The organism is Streptomyces sp. NPDC001606 (assembly GCF_053596835.1).
The window spans coordinates 593,254-612,600 of sequence record NZ_JBSFHC010000001.1; the positions used below are offsets into that span (position 1 = coordinate 593,254).

The 19,347-nt window shown below is 69.6% G+C and carries 11 protein-coding genes and 1 pseudogene; all 12 read right to left on the minus strand.

What is annotated here, in order from left to right; all coding sequences use genetic code 11:
- Window positions 1-13: 13 nt before the first annotated feature.
- Window positions 14-823, minus strand: coding sequence for a carbohydrate ABC transporter permease (locus ACWCV9_RS02670; protein WP_450784231.1), 810 nt, complete (start codon window positions 821-823; stop codon window positions 14-16).
- Between the two features lie 11 nt (window positions 824-834).
- Window positions 835-1,755, minus strand: a complete 921-nt coding sequence (locus ACWCV9_RS02675) for a carbohydrate ABC transporter permease (protein WP_450783854.1) — start codon at window positions 1,753-1,755, stop codon at window positions 835-837.
- Between the two features lie 10 nt (window positions 1,756-1,765).
- Complete coding sequence (locus ACWCV9_RS02680; RefSeq protein WP_450783855.1) at window positions 1,766-3,016, minus strand: sugar ABC transporter substrate-binding protein; 1,251 nt, start codon at window positions 3,014-3,016, stop codon at window positions 1,766-1,768.
- Between the two features lie 140 nt (window positions 3,017-3,156).
- On the minus strand, window positions 3,157-4,482 hold the full coding sequence (locus tag ACWCV9_RS02685) for a ricin-type beta-trefoil lectin domain protein (protein WP_450783856.1): 1,326 nt from the start codon (window positions 4,480-4,482) through the stop codon (window positions 3,157-3,159).
- A gap of 53 nt (window positions 4,483-4,535) precedes the next feature.
- Window positions 4,536-6,518 (minus strand): alpha-L-fucosidase, encoded by a 1,983-nt coding sequence (locus ACWCV9_RS02690; RefSeq protein WP_450783858.1) that lies wholly within the window; start codon window positions 6,516-6,518, stop codon window positions 4,536-4,538.
- 56 nt (window positions 6,519-6,574) lie between these two features.
- The gene (locus ACWCV9_RS02695) at window positions 6,575-8,983 is read right to left on the minus strand and encodes a ricin-type beta-trefoil lectin domain protein (protein ID WP_450783860.1); all 2,409 of its coding nucleotides are present in this window, start codon (window positions 8,981-8,983) and stop codon (window positions 6,575-6,577) included.
- A gap of 22 nt (window positions 8,984-9,005) precedes the next feature.
- The gene (locus tag ACWCV9_RS02700) at window positions 9,006-10,475 is read right to left on the minus strand and encodes an arabinofuranosidase catalytic domain-containing protein (protein ID WP_450784232.1); all 1,470 of its coding nucleotides are present in this window, start codon (window positions 10,473-10,475) and stop codon (window positions 9,006-9,008) included.
- A 136-nt stretch (window positions 10,476-10,611) separates the two neighbouring features.
- Complete coding sequence (locus ACWCV9_RS02705) at window positions 10,612-12,249, minus strand: glycoside hydrolase family 27 protein (protein WP_450783861.1); 1,638 nt, start codon at window positions 12,247-12,249, stop codon at window positions 10,612-10,614.
- Window positions 12,250-12,292: 43 nt separating this feature from the next.
- On the minus strand, window positions 12,293-13,714 hold the full coding sequence (locus ACWCV9_RS02710) for an arabinofuranosidase catalytic domain-containing protein (protein ID WP_450783862.1): 1,422 nt from the start codon (window positions 13,712-13,714) through the stop codon (window positions 12,293-12,295).
- 401 nt (window positions 13,715-14,115) lie between these two features.
- Window positions 14,116-15,582: pseudogene (locus ACWCV9_RS02715) on the minus strand (endo-1,4-beta-xylanase); the annotation flags it as partial.
- 39 nt (window positions 15,583-15,621) lie between these two features.
- A complete protein-coding gene (locus ACWCV9_RS02720) occupies window positions 15,622-16,761 on the minus strand; it encodes a ricin-type beta-trefoil lectin domain protein (RefSeq protein ID WP_450783864.1) in 1,140 nt (379 codons plus the stop codon).
- A 56-nt stretch (window positions 16,762-16,817) separates the two neighbouring features.
- The gene (locus ACWCV9_RS02725) at window positions 16,818-19,268 is read right to left on the minus strand and encodes an RICIN domain-containing protein (protein ID WP_450783866.1); all 2,451 of its coding nucleotides are present in this window, start codon (window positions 19,266-19,268) and stop codon (window positions 16,818-16,820) included.
- Window positions 19,269-19,347: the final 79 nt, after the last annotated feature.

The window sequence follows — 19,347 nt, forward strand, 5'->3', positions numbered from 1 at the left end:
TCGGGCGTGGCGGTCAGTCCTTGACGGCGCCGGCGGTCACGCCGGCGGCGACGTAGCGCTGGGCGAGGACGAGGATGACCGCGGCCGGCAGCGAAGCGACCACTGCGGTGGCCATGATGGCGTTCCACTGCTGGTTGTTGTTGCCGATGTAGTGGTAGATGCCGAGGGTGATCGGCTCGTGGGCACCGCCGTTCACGAGGGTGCTGGCGAAGACGAAGTCGGACCAGGACCACAGGAACGCGAACAGGGACACGGTGACCACGGCGTTGCGGCTGACCGGCAGGACGATGGACCAGAAGGTGCGCAGCGGCCCGGCGCCGTCGGTCGTGGCGGCCTGGAGCAGTTCGCGGGGGATGCCGGACATGAACGCGGTGAAGATGAGGACGCCGAAGGGGACGGCGAGGGTGGAGTCGGCGACGATCAGGCCCGGGACGGACTGGAGCAGGCCGAGCTGGAGGTAGATGGCGTAGAAGCCCATCGCCATGATGATGCCGGGGATCATCTGGGCGGCTAGCAGCACGAAGTTCAGGATGCCGGCTCCGCGCGGGCGCAGCTTGGCCAGGGCGTAGCCGGCCGGTGCGGACACGACGACGGTCAGTACGACGGTGCCCAGGCCGATGACGAGGCTGGTGCCCAGGTAGGGCAGTTGCTCGTCCAGGACGGTGCGGTAGCCGGCCAGGGTGCCGTGCAGCGGCAGCAGGTCCGGCGGGCTCTTGCGCATGTCCTGGTCCCGGGTGAGGGAGACGTTGAGCATCCAGTAGACCGGGAAGAGCATGGCCCCGGTCAGCAGGACGCCGATCGTGGTCCTCCCCCATGAGCGCATGCGGATTCGGCTCACGACAGCGCCTGCTTTCTCTGTACCCGGAGGTAGGCCAGCCCGAAGGCCAGGGCGACGACCACGAGCAGGTTGCCGACGGCCGCGCCGGGGCCGAAGGCGGGCAGCAGGTTGCCGTAGCCGAGCCGGTAGGACCAGGTGGCGAAGGTGGTGGACGAGTCCGCCGGGCCGCCCTTGGACATGATCCAGATGATGTCGAAGACCTTGAGCGTGTAGATCAGCCCCAGCAGCAGGGTGATCGCCGACACCGGCCGCAGCAGCGGGAAGGTGACGCGCCAGAAACGCTGCCAGGCGTTCGCCCCGTCGAGGGCGGCGGCCTCGTACAGGCTCGCCGGTATGGACTGCAAGCCGCTGTGGAGGACGACCAGGTTGAACGGGACGCCGATCCAGATGTTCGCGATGATCACCGAGGTCAGTGACCAGGACGGCGAGGTCAGCCAGTTCACCGGGGTGATGCCGAGGGCGTGCAGGGCGGCGTTGACGACGCCCGACTCGCTGTTCAGCATCCACGACCAGGTGGACGCCGAGACGATCAGCGGCAGCAGCCAGGGCACCAGGAACAGGGCGCGCAGGGTGGCGGAGAGCCGGAAGTTCTGGTTGAAGAAGACCGCGAGCGCGAGCCCGATGGCGTACTGGAAGACCAGACATACGGCGGTGAAGACCGCGGTGTGCAGCAGGGCCGGGGTGAAGGTCGGGTCAGCGAAGACCTTGCGGTAGTTCGCCAGGCCGGTGAACGGCGCGTCGCCCTGGACGAAGGAGCGGACGGTGTAGTCGCGCAGGCTGAGATCGAGGTTGCGGTAGAGCGGATAGGCGTAGAAGACGGCGAGATAGACGGCCACCGGGGCGAGGAAGCCCCACGCGGCCCACCCGTTCGGGAGATGGCGGGGCCGGTGGTCGGGCGGGTGTGTCGGCTGCTTCATCGGGCTCACGTCACCTGGCCGCGGCCTGCTGCGCACGGGTGAGCGCGTCCTGGGGCGACTCGGAGCCGCTGAGGGCGGCCTGGACGGCCTTCCACAGCTGTTCGGAGATGGTGGGGTACTTGGTGCCCAGGTCGTCGCTGGTGCGCCCCTTGGCCGTCCTGACCGCGTCGACCCACGGCTTCAGAGCGGCGTTCGCGGCCACCTGCTTGTCCTGGACCGCCTTGGTGGGTGCCACGTAGGACAGGGTGGTGTCGGTGGCATAGAGGTTGTCGGCGCTGGTCAGGCAGGACACCAGGGTGCGCGTGGTGGCGTAGCGGGCGGTGTCCTGCTGGACCGGGACGGTCACGAACTCGCCGCCGGTCGGCGCGGCGGCGCTGCCTCCGTGGGCTCCGGGGATGGGCAGGACTCCGTAGTCGAGGCCGGCCTTCTTGGCGCCCGCGAGCTGCCAGGTGCCGTTCTCGGCGAACGCGTAGTCGCCGGTGGCGAACTCCTGCCAGCTGGTGGTCTGGGTGTTGTTGAGCACCGAGTTGGGCGCGTATCCGTTCTTCAGCCAGCCCTTCCACAGGGACAGCGCCTGCACGCCCTGGGCGGAGTCGAGCGCGGTCAGCTTGGCACCCGAGCCCCAGAACCAGGGCAGGAACTGGAAGCTGCCCTCCTCGGTGCCGATCGCGGAGAAGGTGATGCCCTTCTTCCCCGCCTTCTTGACCTTCTCCAGTGCCGCCGTCAGCGACGTCCAGTCCTTCACCGAGGCGATGTCGACCCCGGCCTGGTGGAGCACTTTCTTGTTGTAGTAGAGGGCGAGGGTGTTGGCGCCGATGGGTGTGCCGTAGGTCTTGCCGCCGGACCGGCCGGCCCCGAGCAGGTTGGGGTCGGCCTTCGAGGTGTCCAGCCCGGTGTCGGCGGCCGTGGTGAGCACGCCCGCCTCGGCGAGCGTCGACACCACCGGGTTGTCGACGATCAGGACGTCCGGGGAGTTGCCCTGCTGCGCCGCCAAAAGGGTCTTGTTGCCCAGGTCGCCGGTGTCGAAGGCGGTCCGCTTGACCGTGACTCCGGCCTTGCCGCCGCACCGGTCGAGCAGCTTCGCCCAGTCCGAGGCCTTGTCGAACTGCGGGTACGGGTCCCAGACGGTGTACGTCCCGCTGTCGGCGCTCCGGGTGGCGTTGCCGCCGGAACCGGAGGAGCAGGCGGCAGCGCTCACGGCCACGGCCAGGGCGGTGACGACGGCGCCGGCCCGACGGCGCTGTGTCGAATCGGTTCGCATGAGCCGAAGGTAGGAACTCCGCGAACTCCTTGTCAACACCCCGTAATTGACCTCCTAACAAAGCGTCCGGCGCGGGGAATCCCGCGCCGGACGGGTGGCAGGTCAGCCTCCCAGGGTGTTAGTTTGTCGAATCGATTCGATCACGCCATGCGCCAGTGCTGGTTGGCACCGCCCGTGCAACTCCACAGCTGGACCTTCGTCCCGTTCGCGGTCCCCTGGCCGTTGGCGTCCAGGCAGAGCCCCGACTGCGCTGCCGTGATCGTGCCGTCGGGGTTGACGTTCCACTGCTGGTCCGGCTGACCGGTGCAGTCCCAGATCGCCGCCGGGGTCCCGCTGCCGGCGGACTGGCCGACGCCCAGGCACTTGTTGCCGTAGACGACCAGCTGCTTTCCGGCGGAGTAGGTCCACCGTTGGTTGGAGCCGCCGTTGCAGTCCCACAGCTGTGCCTGCGTGCCGTTGGCCGTCGTGGAGTTGTTGATGTCCAGGCAGCGCCCCGACTGCTGACCGACGATCTCCTGGTTGCCGGTGGGCGGCGGCGGTGTGGGGTTCGAGCCGAACTGGGTGAAGAACTGCCACACCGCTGCCGACGTCCAGGTGTGCCAGCCGTCCCCGGTGGAGCCGTCTATCGGACCGGGGTCGTGGCCCGCTCCGTCGAACGCGGCCCAGACGACGGGATATCCGGACTTGCACCCGGAGTAGGCGGTGATGATGTGGGTCAGGCTTCCGTAGGCCGGCTCGGGCGGGTTCTGCGGGGTGCAGCCGTTCGCCCGGACGAAGGTGTCGCGCAGCTCCCGTCCCGACGAGATCGGCAGCACGTTGTCCCTGATGCCGTGCAGACCCATGTAGGCGACGGGCTGAGTGCCGCCGTTGCACCCGCTGAGGTTCGCGCCGGAGTAGACCGCGACCGCGCGGAAGACCGTCGCCCGGGAGCAGGCGAGGGCGTAGGACATCGCACCGCCGTAGCTGAAGCCGGCGGCGAACACCTGGGTGGTGTCGACGCACAGACCTGCTTCGAGCTGGCTGACCATGGCGTCGACGAAGGCCACGTCCTGGCCGCCGGGGTTGGCCCAGCCGTTGCCGTTTCCCTGGGGGGCGACGAAGATCGTGCCGTTGTTCGCGTTGTCCGCCAGGCGCCGCAGGCCGTAGTAGGACCAGTTGTATCCGTCCGTGCCGCCCGAGTCGACGTCGTTGGCGGTGCCGCCCCGCCAGTGGAAGCCGAAGATCAGCCGGTAGGGGTGGTTGTTGTCGTAGCCGGCGGGGACCCGCAGGATGTAGGTGCGGGCCTGGCCGCCGCTCTGGATCGTGTGGGTGCCGCTGGTCAGCGTCGGTGCCTTGCCGCAGCCGGCGGTCGCCCCGGCGGCACTGGTGGTGGCCGTGCCGCGGGCGCTGCCGAAGGAGGTGCCCGCGGCCGACAGGACGAGGAGGAGCGCGGCCGCGACGGCCAGTAAGAGCGGATTGCGTTTCATGCGGACCTGCTTCCTTGGTCGTGGGGTGGACGGGGAGCGTCGGTCGCCGGGGGTCAGACAGCGGTGATGGTCCACTCGTTGTTGGTGCTGGAGTTCGGCGTCCACAGCACCGCCGTGGAGCCCACCGTGGTGCTGCCGCTGCCGTCGAGCGCGGTGCCCGTGCCGCGGTTGACGATCTGGTAGCGGTTGTCGCCGAGACTGCGCAGGGACCACTGCTGGTTGTTGCCGCCGTTCCACGCCGTCTGCCGGACGGGAGCGCCGTTGGCGGTGTTGCCCCAGCTGTCGGCGGCCATGCCGTTGGTGCGGTTCATGATGCGGTGGTAGCCGTTGCCGAGGTCGATCAGCTGCCATTGCAGGTTGGTGCTGCCGTCGTAGTTCCACTGCTTGAGGTTGGAGCCGGAGTCGACGTTGCCCCCGCTGTCCAGCACGAGACCGCTGGTGGCGTTGGCGATCTTCACCCAGGTCGTGGGGCCGCTCGGTGCGTTCAGGACGGGGATCTCTCCCGAGAAGGTCAGCTTGACCGTGTATGCCAGGGCGCTGAACGGCGGGTTCGACGAGGGCATGGTCAGGTGCAGGCCGGAGGCGTCCTGGGTCGGTGCGGGCAGGTCGATGTAGGTGCCGGCGGTGTTGCCGAGCAGTCGGGCGCTGGTCAGGCTGCTGAGGTTGATCTGGTTCGAGTTCAGCGTGGTGACGGTCATGGTGCCGCCCTGCCAGCCCAGCGCGGTGACATAGAGGACCTTGTTGTCCTGGCTGCGGGTGAACCGGATGTCCTGCGGTTTGCCGGCCACCGGTCCGCTGAAGGAGCCTCCGCCCATCTTGGTGGGGCCCTCGCCGTAGCTGGTCCAGGAGCGGGTGCCGTAGACCGCCTCTCCGAAGCGGCGGAGCCAGTCGCCCATGTCGAGCAGGATGGTCTGCTGCCCGGAGGGGATGGTGCCGTCGGCCATGGGGGCGATGTTCAGCAGCATGGTGCCGCCCTTGCTGACCCGGTCGATCAGCGAGTGCAGCAGCGCCTGGGTGGAGTAGTAGCCGATGCCCACCGTGTAGCACCAGCTGGAGGAGGAGATGCTGTCGTCGGTGAGCCAGTAGGGGGTGAGCAGTCCCGCCGGGCCGCCGCGCTCGAAGTCGAAGACCTCGCCCTTGTTGTCGAGGCCGTCCTTGTAGGTCGCGACGACGTCCTTGTTCCACGCGACGGCCTTGTTGTAGTAGTACGCGAGGAACTGGAGCCGGTCCGACTCCTGCACCAGGTTGAGGTCGAAGTCCTGCCAGAGCAGGTCCGGCTGGTAGCCGTCGATGACCTCGACCAGCTTGTCGTACCAGAGCTGGTTCTCGGCGGCCGTACCCTGCTGGCCGAACAGGATGCGCAGGTTCGGGTCCGACTGGTTCGGCACATGGTCGTAGAAGCCGTTGAAGTGGTAGGCGTGGTGGAGCGAGGCCATGAACTTCAGGCCCTGCCCGCGGATGGCCTGGGCGTGGAGCCCCACGAGATCGAGTTTGGGTCCGCGTCTGACCGAGTTCCACGGGTTGGCCCGGCTGTTCCACATGGAGAAGCCGTCGTGGTGCTCGGCGACCGGGCCGGCGAACCGCGCGCCCGCGGCCTTGAACAGCCGCGCCCAGGCGTCCGGGTCCCAATTGCCGCCCTGTGAGGCCAGTTTCGGGGCGAACTGCACGAAGTTGCCCGCCTTGTCGCGGGCTCCGTCGATGAAGTTGTTGTACGGCCAGACCGAGGGGTCGCCGTAGGTGGCGATGTGGTGCTGGTTCTCGGCCGAGCCGCTGATGTACATGTTGCGCGGATACCACTCGTTGCCGAACGCGGGGACGCTGAAGACGCCCCAGTGGTAGTAGATGCCGAACTTGGCGTCCTGGAACCAGGCCGGGGCGGGCGGGTGCTGGTCCACGGAGGACCAGCTCGCGGTGTAGCTCGCGGGGCCGTCGGTCGCGGCGGCCTCGGGGGCGAACCGCAGCAGGCCGAGGGCCGTGACCGCGCCGGTCGCGGCCAGCAGCCGGCGCCGGCTGATCGGGAGGGGTGAGGAGGTCATGCGGGGCCTTTCGACGTCATCGACGGGGGGCTGGGCGGTCCCGGGCGTCGCCCGGATCAGGTGTGCGTCCACTTCTGGTTGCTGCCGCCGGTGCAGGTCCACAGCTCCAGCAGGGTGCCGTTGGCCGTTCCGGCTCCGGTGGCGTCCAGGCACAGGCCGGACTGGACACCGGTGATGGTGCCGTCGGCGTTGAGCGTCCACTTCTGGTTGTCGCCGCCGGTGCAGTTCCAGATGTCGACCTTGGTGCCGGGGCTGGTGCCGCCGCCCGAGGCGTCGAGGCAGGCGCTGCCGTAGACCCGCAGCTCACCGGTGGAGGTGTTCGTCCACTGCTGGTTGCTGCCGCCGTTGCAGTCCCACAGCTCCACCTGGGTGCCGGGCGTCTGGGACTGGTTCGGCACGTCCACGCACCGGCCGGAGCCGACCCCGGTGATCGGGGCGGTCGTACCGCCGCCGGTTCCGCCGCTGCCGGGAGTGAGGGACAGGTTGTCGAACTGTGCCGTCTCGCCCTGACTGGTCGCGTAGCCGACCTGTCCGCCGGCCCAGGTGCGGTCGTTCACCGAACCGACCCGGGAGCCGTCGATCGCGGCGGTGACGGTGGTGCCGGAGAAGGTCAGGGCCAGGGTGTGCCACCGGTTGGTGCCCAGCGCCGTGGTGGTGCCGTGGGCGAGGGTGGAGACGGTGCCGTTGGTGCTGGAGTTCAGGATCGACCAGGCTCCGGTGTCGCTCACCCGGAGGTGGTAGGCGTTCAGTCCTCCGGTGGTGGTGTAGTCCTGCCCGTTGGCGCGGCCGATCAGCTCGGCGTATCCCGGCTGTTCGAGCAGCACGTCGGACGAGAAGGTGTAGTTGCTCCAGCTCACGTCGCCGAGCAGGGCGTGCGGATCGGACAGCGCGTCCCAGGTGATCGGCTTCTGCGGGCTCATCTGGCGCACGCACCTGCCGCTGCGGCCGCCGCCGCAGCCCGTCACCTCGAAGGCGCCCTGCCAGTCCATGAGGTACTTCGCCTCGGTGCCGGTGGCGTAGCCGTCGAAGGAGTCGCTGTACGGCAGGCTCATCGCGCCCGCGGCGGGCCCGGTGGCGGTGCCCTTGCCCTGACCGGTGGTGGTGGTCAGGGTGTACACGCGATGGGGCTGTACGGTCAGGCTGAAGCCGCCGCCGGACGGGGTGATGTCCGTGGTGTGCACGAGGTAGTCGGCCGGGTTGCCCGAGTCGACGTCGGTCGACCAGACGTGGACGGTGCCGGTGGACAGCCCTCCGGTGACACGGAAGTTCAGTGTCTGGGCACTGCCGGCGTCCATCGTCTCGACGACCGTGGAGTAGTCCGAGTCGTTCGTGGACTTCAGCGTGACGTAGCTGCCGTTGTTCCGGTTGCCGCCGATGTAGCCGCTGGAGGAGTCCAGGTACCGCCAGCCCGGCGCGGTGAACTGGGTGGTCTGCGCCGTCACCCAGGCGTTCTTGCCGATCGCGTAGTGCCCGGACCACGGCTGCGAGGCCAGGGCGAGCCCCATGGTGGGGTAGGGCAGGTTCGGCGTGATCGCCGCGACCACCGGCCAGTTGAGGTAGGCGGTCATCCGGCCGTCGATGTAGCCGCGGTTGATGCCGCGGGCCACGGCCGGCGCTCCCGCGTTGTAGTCGTCCGAGCCGTTCTCGCTCGCCCACAGCTGCTTGCCGGACGACGTGGCGGCCGACGGCACCGTGCAGGTGGACTGGGACGACCGGTAGCCGCAGGGGTAGTGCGTGCCGATGACGCTCACCGCCGCGGCGAACTTCGGGTCGGCGTCGACGTCGTTCGCCACGGACCAGTCCGAGTCGGCCGCGACGATCTTGACGTTGCCGTAGCCGTGGCTGTCGAGCGCGCTGCGCAGCTGCTCGTACCAGCTGACGTTGTAGCCTCTCTCGTTCCATCCGCCGAGGTAGTCGATGCTCAGCTGGTGCTGCTTGGCGCAGCCCAGCCAGGAGAGCAGGTAGTCGATCATGTCGGTGGACCAGAAGTTCCCGCCGCCGATCCATCCGGGCGCGCCCCAGGCGAGGCCGTACAGCTTGATGTTCGGATTGCGCGCCTTGGCCTGCTCCATCAGCCACCATTCGTAGCCCCGGCCACAGTTCAGGTCGGAGCGGGTGTGCTGGTGACTCGGCTCGGCGCCCGAGGTGGAGTTGGTGTCCCCGCCGATCTCGGCCTTGAGGATCTGCAAGGAGGCGCCGTAGCCGGGGCGGAAGAGGTAGTCCAGGATCTGGCCGCGCTCCGGTTCGGGATAGTCGATCAGGAGCCTGCTGTTGCCGCCCCCGCCGCTGATCGCGCCGACGCCATCGAAGATCCGGCCGCCGGACGCGCCGTCGACGGTGATGGAGGTGGCGGCCTGGGCCGGCGCGGCGGCCGTGCCCACGATGCCGCCGGCGGCGAGAACAAGGCCCGTGAGCACGGCCGTCGAGACGCGCAGGCGCCGGAACAGCCGTCTGAGTGGTGACACGGTGGAGCCTCCTTTCACAGGGTCAGTTCAGCGTCCATCGCTGGTTGGACTGGCCGTTGCAGGTCCACAGCTCCACCGGGGTGCCGTTGGCGCTGGCGGCGCCCGTCACGTCCAGGCACAGTCCGGACTGGGCGCTGGTGACGGTGCCGTCGGCGTTGAGCGTCCACTGCTGGTTGGGCTGGCCGTTGCAGGTCCAGGTGATGACCTTGGTGCCGGGGGTGGTGCCCTGCCCCGAGGCGTCCAGGCACAGGCGGCTGCCGCCGGAGGTGACGGTCAGCTCGTGGGAGGCGCTCTGGGACCAGGTCTGGTTCGCCGCGCCCGTGCAGTCGGCGATCTGTGTCTGGGTACCTGGCGTGGTAGTCCCGCCCGGCGCCTCCAGACACTTCCCCGCGCCCACCGCGTGCAGCGCGCCCGTGGTGGTGCCGCCGCCTCCGGTGCCGTAGCCGGCGGCGGTGATGCTCGCCTGGACGGCGTTCTCGGTGGCGTCGGAGGGGTAGCCCGCGGTCATCGCGCCTTCGAAGAACTCGCCGACTCCGTTGGGGCTGTTGTCGCCGCCGGTGCCGAGCAGGACGGAGCTGTCCAGCTTCATCGGCGAATAACCGTTCGGCAGGGGGCCGGAGAAGGTGGTGGTCAGGCCGCCGCTGGTGCCGTTGCCGTATTTGAGGGTGAAGTTGCTGGTGCCGTTGTTCTTCAGCCATGCGCTGACGAAGGGGTAGTGCACACCGGGGTTCTTCGGGTCCTTGTTGGAGCCCGTGTTGGTGTGGTACATCCCGTTCTCCAGGTCGGCCTCGACCCACGGGCCGCTGCCGGTGCATCCGCCGAACCAGCAGGCCGTGCCCCAGTAGATGGCGTTCATGGTGGCGTTGCCGGTGTCGGTGTGGGAGTTCTCGCCGCTGCCGTAGTCGAAGCAGCACCACTGGCTGGTGTAGTTCGACGACGTCACCATGTAGATGCCCTCGGGCTGGGCGCCGGTGGCGACGCCGCTGGCGTGGTCGAGCCGGTAGCCGACGCCGGGGGTGACCTTGACGCCGAAGACCTGGTGGCCGGCCGCGGTCACCGGCAGGGCCATGGCGTCCGCTCCGACGTCGGACCCGTTCGGGCCGGGGCCCTTCCAGTAGCCGCCCCAGGAGATCGGCAGGTCGTTGTGGTGGGCGGTCTGGTCGTAGATCTTCGTGATCGTGCACGATGTGCCGGCGCAGAAGGACACCTGGGACGCGGCGTCGGCGTAGCCGCCCGCGCCGAGCACCCCGATGTCGCGGTAGCCGTGGTCGGACGCGCGCTGGATCTGGTAGAGCGGCCCGTTGTACGACGCGAAGAGCGCCCTGGTCGTGGAGTGTGCCGTCACGCACGGCGTACCGCCCGCGGCATAGATGTCACAGGGCAGCGACGCGTCGGCCGCCAAGGCGTGCGCCGGCGCCGTTCGGACCGCGGCGGGTGTGCCGGTCCGCGGGGGTGTGGCGGATGCCGGGGTGCCCAGCGCGGCCAGGGCCATCGCCAGGGCGATCAGGAGCAGTGCGGGGAACCGCCGTCGCCGGCGGTCGCTTGCTGATCCGGGCAAGGAAGACCTCCTCCGTGGCGGTACCGCCGTTCGGCGGTACCGCGTGTGCCGGTGGCCGAGGGGGGCGGGGTCAGCCCAGCGTCCACCGCTGGCCGCTGCCGCCGTTGCAGTTCCACAGCTCGACCTGGGTTCCGTCGGCCGTGGCACCGCCCGTGACGTCCAGGCACAGACCGGACTGGACGCCGGTGACCGTGCCGTCGGAGTTGAGCGTCCACTGCTGGTTGGACTGGCCGTTGCAGGGCCAGATCTCCACCTTCGTTCCCGGGGTGGTCTGGTTGTCGTAGGCGTCCAGGCACATCTGGCCGCTGCCGGAGTAGACGGTGAGCTGGCCGCCGGCGGTGCGTGTCCAGGTTTGGTTGGCGCCGCCGTTGCAGCTCCAGATCTGCACCTGGGTACCGGCGGTCGTGGTGGAGTTCGGTACGTCCAGGCACTTGCCGGCGCCCACCGCGTGCAGCGGGCCCGTCGCGCTGGTGCCGCCGCCGCTGGTGCCGCCCGCGACCCGGTACATCACCGTGCCGTGCGCGGGGACCGAGGCGCTGATGGTGCCGGAGGTGGTCGAGGTCGCGCCCGACCACAGGTCGGTCAGGGTGTAGGAGGACGCCCCGGTCTTCCCGATCGCGGCCGCGTTGGTGCTGATGGTCGCCGTGGAGCCCGTCTCGTTGAACAGGGCCACCGACACGTCACCGTTGGCCAGCGGCTTGGCCAGTACGTCCAGACCGCCCGAGGAGGACACCATGGTCCCCTGCTTGCCGAGGGGGTCCTGGTCGACCGCGATCACCCGGGAGTTGGTCAGCGTGGACAGGGTGTCCTGGCTGGCCGAGGCGATGTTGGTGCCCGCGATGAGCGGCGCGGCCATCTCGGCCCACAGACTGAACTCGCTGCGGCTCTCGGTGGACGTCATCGACCCGTTGCCGACCTCCAGCATGTCCGGGTCGTTCCAGTGGCCGGGTCCCGCGTAGGACGCCAGTCCCACGTTGCTGTGGAAGATCGACAGCATGCTGGAGTACGTGGGGGTGATGTCCCCCGTGGTGCGCCAGCTGTTGCCCACGCCGGCGCCCCAGGTCCACACGTTCTCCTGGCCCCAGTTGCACAGGCTGAACAGGATCGGCCGGCCGGTCGCCGCCAGCGCGTCGCGCATCGCGGTGTACCGGGTCCGCGCCGACACACCGGTGTTGTTGCAGTTGTCGTACTTCAGGTAGTCCACGCCCCACGACGCGAACGACTGCGCGTCCGTGGTCTCGTGCCCCAGGCTGCCCGGGTATCCGGCGCAGGTCTCGGTGCCCCCGTCCTCGTAGATCCCGAGCTTGAGGCCCAGCGAGTGGACGTAGTCCGCGGTGCCCTTGATGCCGTCGGGGAACTTGGCCGGGTCCGGGACCAGGCGGCCGCCGGAGTCGCGGTTGTGGGTCATCCAGCAGTCGTCGATGTTGACGTACTGGTAGCCCGCCGCCTGCATGCCGTTGGTGTGCATCGCCTGGGCGGTGGACTTGATCAGTGACTCGGAGACGTTGCAGCCGTACGCGTTCCAGTCGTTGAAGCCCATCTGCGGGGTGAGCGCGAGCCCGTTGCCGAGCGCGGCGGCGGGCTGCGCCGTGCCGAGGGTGAGAAGGGGGACGCCCACCGTGAGCAGCAGGGCCGAGAAGGCGAACGCCAGGGTTCTGCGCAGGGACAACAGTGAAGGCTGCAACTGAAAGCGAGTGTGTATGGGCATGCCTCATCCACTTCTGGGGCGGGTTGGGGGGACCGACGGGGGCTCAGCGGTAGCCGGCGGCGGTGATGTCGGCCTGGACCGCGTTGTCGGTCGCGTCGGAGGGGTAGCCGGCGACGATGGCTCCCTCGTAGAAGGTGCCGGCGCTCAGGTTGGCGCCGCCGCCGGGCTTGCAGCAGTCGCCGCCGCTGCCCAGGACGATGGCCCCTTGTTTCTTCATGGGGCTGTATCCGCCCGGGAGCCTGCCGTCCCACAGGGTGGTCAGGCCGCCGGACTGCGCGTTGCCGCCCTTGAGGGCGAACCGCGACGTGCCGTCGTTCTTCAGCATCGCGGTGACGAACTTGTCGGGGAACGCACGCTGGTTGGTGTTCCAGGACTGGCTGCCGCCGGAGTACAGGCCCCATTCGAGGTCCGCCTGCACCCAGGGACCGCTGCCGGAGCAGCCGCCGAACCAGCACTCGGTGCCGAAGTTGATCGCGTCCATCGCCCCGGCGGCGTCGGCCTTCCGGTCGGTCTCGCTGTTGCCGTAGTCGAAGCAGCAGCCGCCGTTGACATGGGTGCCGCTGGTCACCATGTACGCGCCTTCGGGTGCGGCACCGGTCGGCACACCCGTCAGATGACCGTCCCGCCAGTAGCTGTTGCCGGGGTTGATGTAGAGCGAGTACGCCTTGCCGCCCCCGGCGGTCAGCGACTCGGAGGTCGCCTTCGCGGGGCTGCTCTGACTCGATCCCGGCACCTGGGCGGAGCCCTGGTACCACAGGTCGTTGCCGTGTCCCGACTGGTCGCGGACGACCGTGATCACGCAGGAGGTGCCCGCGCAGAACGCGTCCTGCGCCGCCGCGTCGGCGAATCCGCCGGGCGCCCGCACGCCGATGTCCCGTGTCGCGTTGTCCGAGGCGCGCCTGACCTGGTAGAGCGGGCCGTCGTACGACCCGTAGAGCGCACGGACCGTGCTGTGCGCGGCCACGCAGGGGGTGCCGCCCGCGGCGTAGATGTCGCATGGGCGCGACCCGCCGGCCGGGGACGTCGAGGTGGTCCACTTCTGGTTGCTGCTGCCGGTGCAGGTCCACAGGATGACCGCGGTGCCGTCGGCCGTCCCCGCCCCGCTGACGTCCAGGCAGAATCCGGACGCCACACCGGTGACGGACCCGTCGGAGTTCTGTCGCCACACCTGGGTCGGCCGCCCGTCGCACGGCCGGATGACCACCGGTGCCCCGGGGGCCGTCCGGTTGTCGTAGGCGTCCACGCACCGGGTGCCGTTCATCGTCCTCAGCTCACCGGCCGCGGTCCACTCGAACGCCTGGTTGGGCTGGTTGTTGCAGGTCCAGATCTCCAGCACGGTGCCCGGTGCGTCGGTGTTGCCCTTGACATCCAGGCACCGCCCCGACGCCGGGCTGACCAGGGGTGCCGCCGAAGCCGGCGCCGACCAGGTCGGGGCGGTCGCCAGCAGCATGGCCAGCAGGGCCATCACGCCTACGGCTGCCGCCGCGGCCAGGCGTGGGGCACGAGCCGTGGGACGGCAGGGCGGAGCGGAGGAAGGCTGCATTCTGTGTCCTCGGATCTGCGGGGGAAGGGGACGGAGAGTGCCGTGCCTGTCGGAAGGGGCTCCGAAGGGGGTGTCGAGCCCTCCCGTCAGCGGGCCCGAGGGCACGCACAAGGAACGCTCAGACATCCCATGTCACACAGTGATCCCACAGGGCACTGACGCTGTCAATAGAAGTAGCAGAGCGACCGAGAGCCCTATACATCCCATGTCTAGGGGCTTCGGGGGAGCGGTGAGGGCATGCCGACACCCGCGTCCGGACACGGTCGCCGTGCGGGACGCGGGTGTTCGTGAGCGGGACCGCGTGCTGGGCGCCGGCTACCTCACTTGAGGGTCCAGTGCTGGTTGGCGCCGCCGTTGGGGTCCCAGATCTGCACGGGGCTCCCGTTGGCGCCCTGCCCGCCCGGGACTTCCAGAGCGCGGCCGGAGGCGACGTTGGTCAGCGTGTACGAGCCGTCGCTGTTCCGGCTCGCCCGCCAGTGCTGGTTCGCGCCGCCGTTGGCGTCCCAGATCTCCAGCCGCGTGCCGTTGCCCGTCTGCCCACCCGGCTCGTCCAGTACCCGCCCGCTGCCGACATTCGTCAGGGTGTAGGAGCCGTCGCTGTTCTGGCTCGCCCGCCACTGCTGGTTCGTCGCGCCATTGGCGTCCCAGACCTGCACGGGCGTGCCGTTCGCGGTCTGCCCGGCCGGCACGTCCAGCGCGCGGCCCGCGGCGACGTCGGTCAGCGAGTACACCGCCCCCGGGACGATGCCACCGGAGTTCCCCGTACCGCCGCCGAGCGCCGACAGGACCGCGTCGTAGGCGGGCTTCTTGTTGCCGCCCGCGTCGAACAGCAGCGGGTTCTCACCGGTGCGCCAGGAGTCGCTGTCCCGGATGCCCCACACCGTGATGCCGGTGCAGCGGGCGACGTTCATGCACGCCTTGACGGTGTTCGCGTACGCCGTCGGCGACGCCTGGGCGATGTCCAGCTCGGTGATCTGGACGTCGACGCCGAGCGCGGCGAAGTTCGACAGGGTGGTCTGGAAGCTCGCGGGCGGTCCGCCGGCGCCGAAGTGGGACTGGAAGCCGACGCAGTCGATGGGTACGCCGCGCGACTTGAAGTCCTTGACCATCGCGTAGACGCCTTGCGTCTTGGCGTCGGTCCAGTTCTCGATGTTGTAGTCGTTGTAGCAGAGCTTGGCCGAGGGGTCGGCGGTCCGGGCGGTGCGGAACGCCTCCTCGATGAAGCCGTTGCCGAGGACGTTCTGGAAGACCGAGCTGCGGTGCTGGCCGCTGCCGCCGTCGGCGAACGCCTCGTTGACCACGTCCCAGGCGTAGATCTTGCCCTTGTAGTGGGTCATCTCGGTGGTGATGTGGTTGTCCATCACGCTGCGCAGGGTGTTCGGGTCAGTGATGGAGCTGACCCAGCCGGGCAGTTGGGAGTGCCAGACGAGGGTGTGGCCGCGCATCCGCTGGCCGTGCGCGGTGGCGTGGGCGACGATCTGGTCGGCCGGGCCGAAGTTGAAGGTGCCGCGGGACGGCTCGGTGGTGTCCCACTTCATCTCGTTCTCCGGGGTGATCATGTTGAATTCCCGGTCGAGAAGGGTGGAGTACGTCGAGTCGCCGAGCTTTCCGGCGGCCACGGCCGTGCCGAAGTAGCGGCCGCTGCCGGCCGCGGCCGCGCCCAGGGTGCCGGAAGCCGCATGGGCGGCGGGGGCCGTCGTCGCGGCCAGGGCCAGTACGGTGGCGGCTGTCACGCCGGTGGCCGAGGCCAGGGTGGTGCGCAGACGGAGCCCGTCCTTGAACCAGGACATGAAGGATCATTCTCCTCGTGTGTGGGGGGAAGACGCCGATCAGGAGACCGGCAGGGTGGTCCACTGCTGGTTGGCACCGCCGTTGCAGTCCCAGAGGATCAGTTGCGTACCGTCGGTGGCAGAGGCACCGGGGTCGTCGAGGCAGCGGCCGGAGGCCGGGTTGCGGTAACCGCCGTTGTAGGCCTGCCACTGCTGGTTGGTGCCGCCGTTGCAGTCCCAGATCTCGATCTTGGTGCCGTTGGCGGTGCCGCCGCCCGTGGCGTCGAGGCACTTCCCGAGCGCCCGCAGGGTTCCGTCCGAGCGCGCGGACCACGACTGCGCGTCGGCGCCGTTGCAGGACCAGATCTGCACGGCGGTCCCGTTGGCGCTGTTGCCGCCGTTGACGTCCATGCACTTCCCCGCGACCCCGGACTTCACCGGCCCGCCCACGGCGACCGGCGGCTTGAGCCAGCCCGCCGCGTCCGCGGCCTGGACTCCGGCGTTGAAGGCGTCCGCCATCTTGCCGAAGCCGTTGTCGTTGGGGTGCAAGGGGTCGGACAGGTCCGCGGTGGTCAGAGCGCTCATGTCCACCAGGCGTACATGCTTGCCGGCGGCCTGCTCGGCCTGGACGATGCCGGGCAGCGCGGCGTTGAACGCGGGGCGGGTGGCCTCCTCGGTGCTGCTGGTGGAGACGATCACGGTGCCGACGAGGACGGTCGCGTCGGGGGCGTCGGCCGTGATCCGGTCGATGAGCGCATGGAGCCGATCGGCGGCGGGCTGGGCCGCGGAGCCGCCGTTCAGATCGTTGGTACCGATCTCCAGGGTGATCACGTTGGGCCGGTACCGGGCCAGCACGGAGTCCGCGATGCCGGCTATCTCGTCGATGTGCCAGCCGGAGTGGCCTTCGTTGTCCGGGTCGGACATCGTGCCGTTGCGGCCCGACCCCACGAAGTCCAGGGCATGCCCCTCCCCCGCCAGCCGGTTCCACAGGAAGCTGCGGTAGCCGTTCCCGGAGGGGCTGCCGACGCCCCAGGTGATCGAGTCGCCCAACGGCATCAGCCGCAAGGGGGTGGGCGCGGCGGCGGCCCGTGCGGCGGAGGCCGGTGATCCGGTGCCGGTGGCGGCCGCCGCGGGCACCGCGGTGGCGGTGCCGATCGCTGCCGTCAGCGCGGCGGCCAGGAGTACCCCGTACTTCTTCATCTGTGTTCCTCACTGGGTGGGGGCAGTGGGTGGGAGCGGACGAGCGGGTGAGTCGGTCAGCGCGGCGTGAAGTCCTGGTTGCTGCCGGCCGTGTTCTTGCAGGGCCACTGGTCGAGCTGCTGGCCGGCGTTGCTGCCGCCGCCGTAGACGTCCAGGCACAGGCCGCTGTTCTGGTTCTGGAAGGAGTACGAGCCGTCGGACTGCCGTACCGGTAGCCACAGCGCGCCGGTCGCTCCGCTCGGTGCCTGCTGCACGATGTCGGGTGTCCCGGCGGCGGTGAGGCTGCCCGAAACCCCCACCACCAGCCCGGAGTTCTGCGCCTTCAGCTGCCCGTATCCGCCGGCGCCCGGCACGAACTGGAACTGCTGGTTGGCCTGCCCGTTGCAGGTCCACTGGTCGATCGCGGCGCCCGCGCTGCCGGAGTTGCCGTACACGTCCAGGCACAGACCGCCGCTGCCGATCACCAACTGGCGGGAGCCGGTGGGGAAGCCGCCACCGTCGCCCGAGGACTGGACACCCGCCTGCTGGATGACCTGCTGCGCGCCCGCCGGCCAATTGGTACCGCTGACCTGGACGTTGCCGGTCAGGACGTTGTTGTGCGGCGGGCCGGTGGCCACGTACGTGTTGCCGCCGTTGTACCAGTTGCCGGAGAACGTGCTGTCGTCGGTGTGGTTGTTCGCGTTGGCGTTGGTGAGCGCCCAGTTGCCCGCGTCCTGAACCACGTTGTCGGACACCTTCAGATAGCGGGAGCCCTCGTCCAGGTACAGCGCGGTGGTGCGGTTGTTGTCGTACATGTAGTTCTCGGAGATCACCGAGCCGGGGTTCGCGGACAGGTTGTAGATGCTGCCGCCGTCGAACATCGAGTTCTTGGTGTCGAAGATCAGGTTGTGGGAGACGGTGTTGTTCTTCAGCGTCGTGGGGGTGCTGTACACGGGCTGGTAGTTGTACGTGCCCCGGTTGACGTAGTCCTGGCTGCCGCCCGGGTCGTTGGCGCCCCATCCCCAGCCGATGTCGATGCCGTCGTAGGGCAGGTGGTCGCACTGGTTGTGGGTGATGGTGGCGTTGGTGACGTACGTGGACAGGATGGCGGCGGTCTCCTTGTAGTCGGTGCCCACCCCGCTGACCTTGTTGTTGCTGATGGTGATGTTCTGGTTGGTCATCTGCGCGTTGCCGGGGTGGTGCGCGTCCGGCTGGATCCCGCCGACCTGGATGCCGCTGCCCGCGGTGTCGGTGAACGTGTTGCCGGTGATGGTGACGCCGTTCGCGCCGAGGCCGGTGCCGGAGGCGTTGGCGACGCCGTCGTTGCCCACGCCGAGCCCGGCCTGTCCGAGCTCGGAGAACGTGTCGCCGGAGAACGTGATGCCGGTGGCGGCCGAGACCTGGACGGCCGCGGGCATCTGCGCCCAGCGGTTGCGGGTGGCCTCGAACTGTGTGCAGCCCGACGCGCAGGTGCTCAGCCAGTTGGCGGGCATCGGGTAGGCGCCGGTGATGTGCGCGCCGCTCTGCTGGTCCGCGTAGCCGTCGGGTCCGCTGGGGCCGAGCCAGGAGGTTCCGGTGAACCGGATGCCGCTGAAGGCGAGCCCGGTGGCCGGTGAGCCGTAGCTGCCGCTGATGCCGAGCAGGCTCTGCAACCGGGGCAGTTCGATGTCGAGGCTGCCGGGGTTCTGCCCCGACTGGGCCCGGTAGTACAGGTCGCCGGTGGACGAGTCGAGGTACCACTGTCCGGCCTGCTGGAGGAACGCGTAGTTGTTCTCCAGGTGCATCGTCCCGCCGGCGAACGGTGCGTTGACGGTGTCGTAGCCCCAGGAGTTGTTGTTCCACGCGGGCTGCTGCATGGTGATGGTCCTGCCGCTGATCGACTGGACCGGCGCATAGCGGTCGGTGAAGGAGTTGAGGCTCTCGACCTCCATGTGGTTCTGGTCCGAGAGGCCGGCCAGGTAGTCGAGGGAGGAGTCGGTGACGGTCAGGCCGGTCTGGGTGAAGGTGAAGGCGGAGCGGGGCACCTGGATCGCCGCTCGTGGTGCTTCCTTACCGTTCACGTACAGCTGGCGGGTGTTCACGCCGGTGCCGACGTGGGCCGACCAGATGTTCTTCGCCTGATCATGCACCTGCCAACCGGTGATCTGCTGGGCGCCGGTCACGACCGGCTGCTGCCCGGAGGCGGCCTGGTAGGTGATGGTGTGGCCGTTCTGGCCGCCGTCTCCGGAACCGAAGACAAGCGGCTTGGTCAGCCGGTAGGTGCCACCGGCCAGGTGGACGACGACGTCCGAGTCGGCCGAGAGCCGGTGCGCGGGCTGCTCCGCCTGCTCGATGGTGGCGAACGGCTGCGCGGCGGTGCCGTTGCCGCCGGGAGCCGCATCCGGCGCCACGTACAGGTCGGCGGCCGCGGCCAGGCGCTGCGCCGGTACCGCGTACGCGACCCCGGCGGTGGCCGGACTGCCGGCGAGTAGGGCGAGCAGAGCCGTGGGGGCGGCCCACAGGCCGCGGAGCGCTCTGGCTCTGGGCATGGTCATCCTCCGGTGGTGGCGCGACGGGTGGCGGGTGGCCCGTGGTCGGCGGTGTGCCCGGCCACGGGCCGGAGCCGGT

Excerpts from the sequence above, each read along its gene's own strand:
- ACWCV9_RS02690 (WP_450783858.1), bottom strand. The coding sequence starts at position 6,518 with ATGACCTCCTCACCCCTCCCGATCAGCCGGCGCCGGCTGCTGGCCGCG.
- ACWCV9_RS02705 (WP_450783861.1), bottom strand. The coding sequence starts at position 12,249 with ATGCCCATACACACTCGCTTTCAGTTGCAGCCTTCACTGTTGTCCCTG.
- ACWCV9_RS02700 (WP_450784232.1), bottom strand. The coding sequence starts at position 10,475 with ATGGCCCTGGCCGCGCTGGGCACCCCGGCATCCGCCACACCCCCGCGG.
- ACWCV9_RS02725 (WP_450783866.1), bottom strand. The coding sequence starts at position 19,268 with ATGCCCAGAGCCAGAGCGCTCCGCGGCCTGTGGGCCGCCCCCACGGCT.
- ACWCV9_RS02720 (WP_450783864.1), bottom strand. The coding sequence starts at position 16,761 with ATGAAGAAGTACGGGGTACTCCTGGCCGCCGCGCTGACGGCAGCGATC.
- ACWCV9_RS02675 (WP_450783854.1), bottom strand. The coding sequence starts at position 1,755 with ATGAAGCAGCCGACACACCCGCCCGACCACCGGCCCCGCCATCTCCCG.
- ACWCV9_RS02710 (WP_450783862.1), bottom strand. The coding sequence starts at position 13,714 with ATGGCCCTGCTGGCCATGCTGCTGGCGACCGCCCCGACCTGGTCGGCG.
- ACWCV9_RS02670 (WP_450784231.1), bottom strand. The coding sequence starts at position 823 with ATGCGCTCATGGGGGAGGACCACGATCGGCGTCCTGCTGACCGGGGCC.
- ACWCV9_RS02685 (WP_450783856.1), bottom strand. The coding sequence starts at position 4,482 with ATGAAACGCAATCCGCTCTTACTGGCCGTCGCGGCCGCGCTCCTCCTC.
- ACWCV9_RS02680 (WP_450783855.1), bottom strand. The coding sequence starts at position 3,016 with ATGCGAACCGATTCGACACAGCGCCGTCGGGCCGGCGCCGTCGTCACC.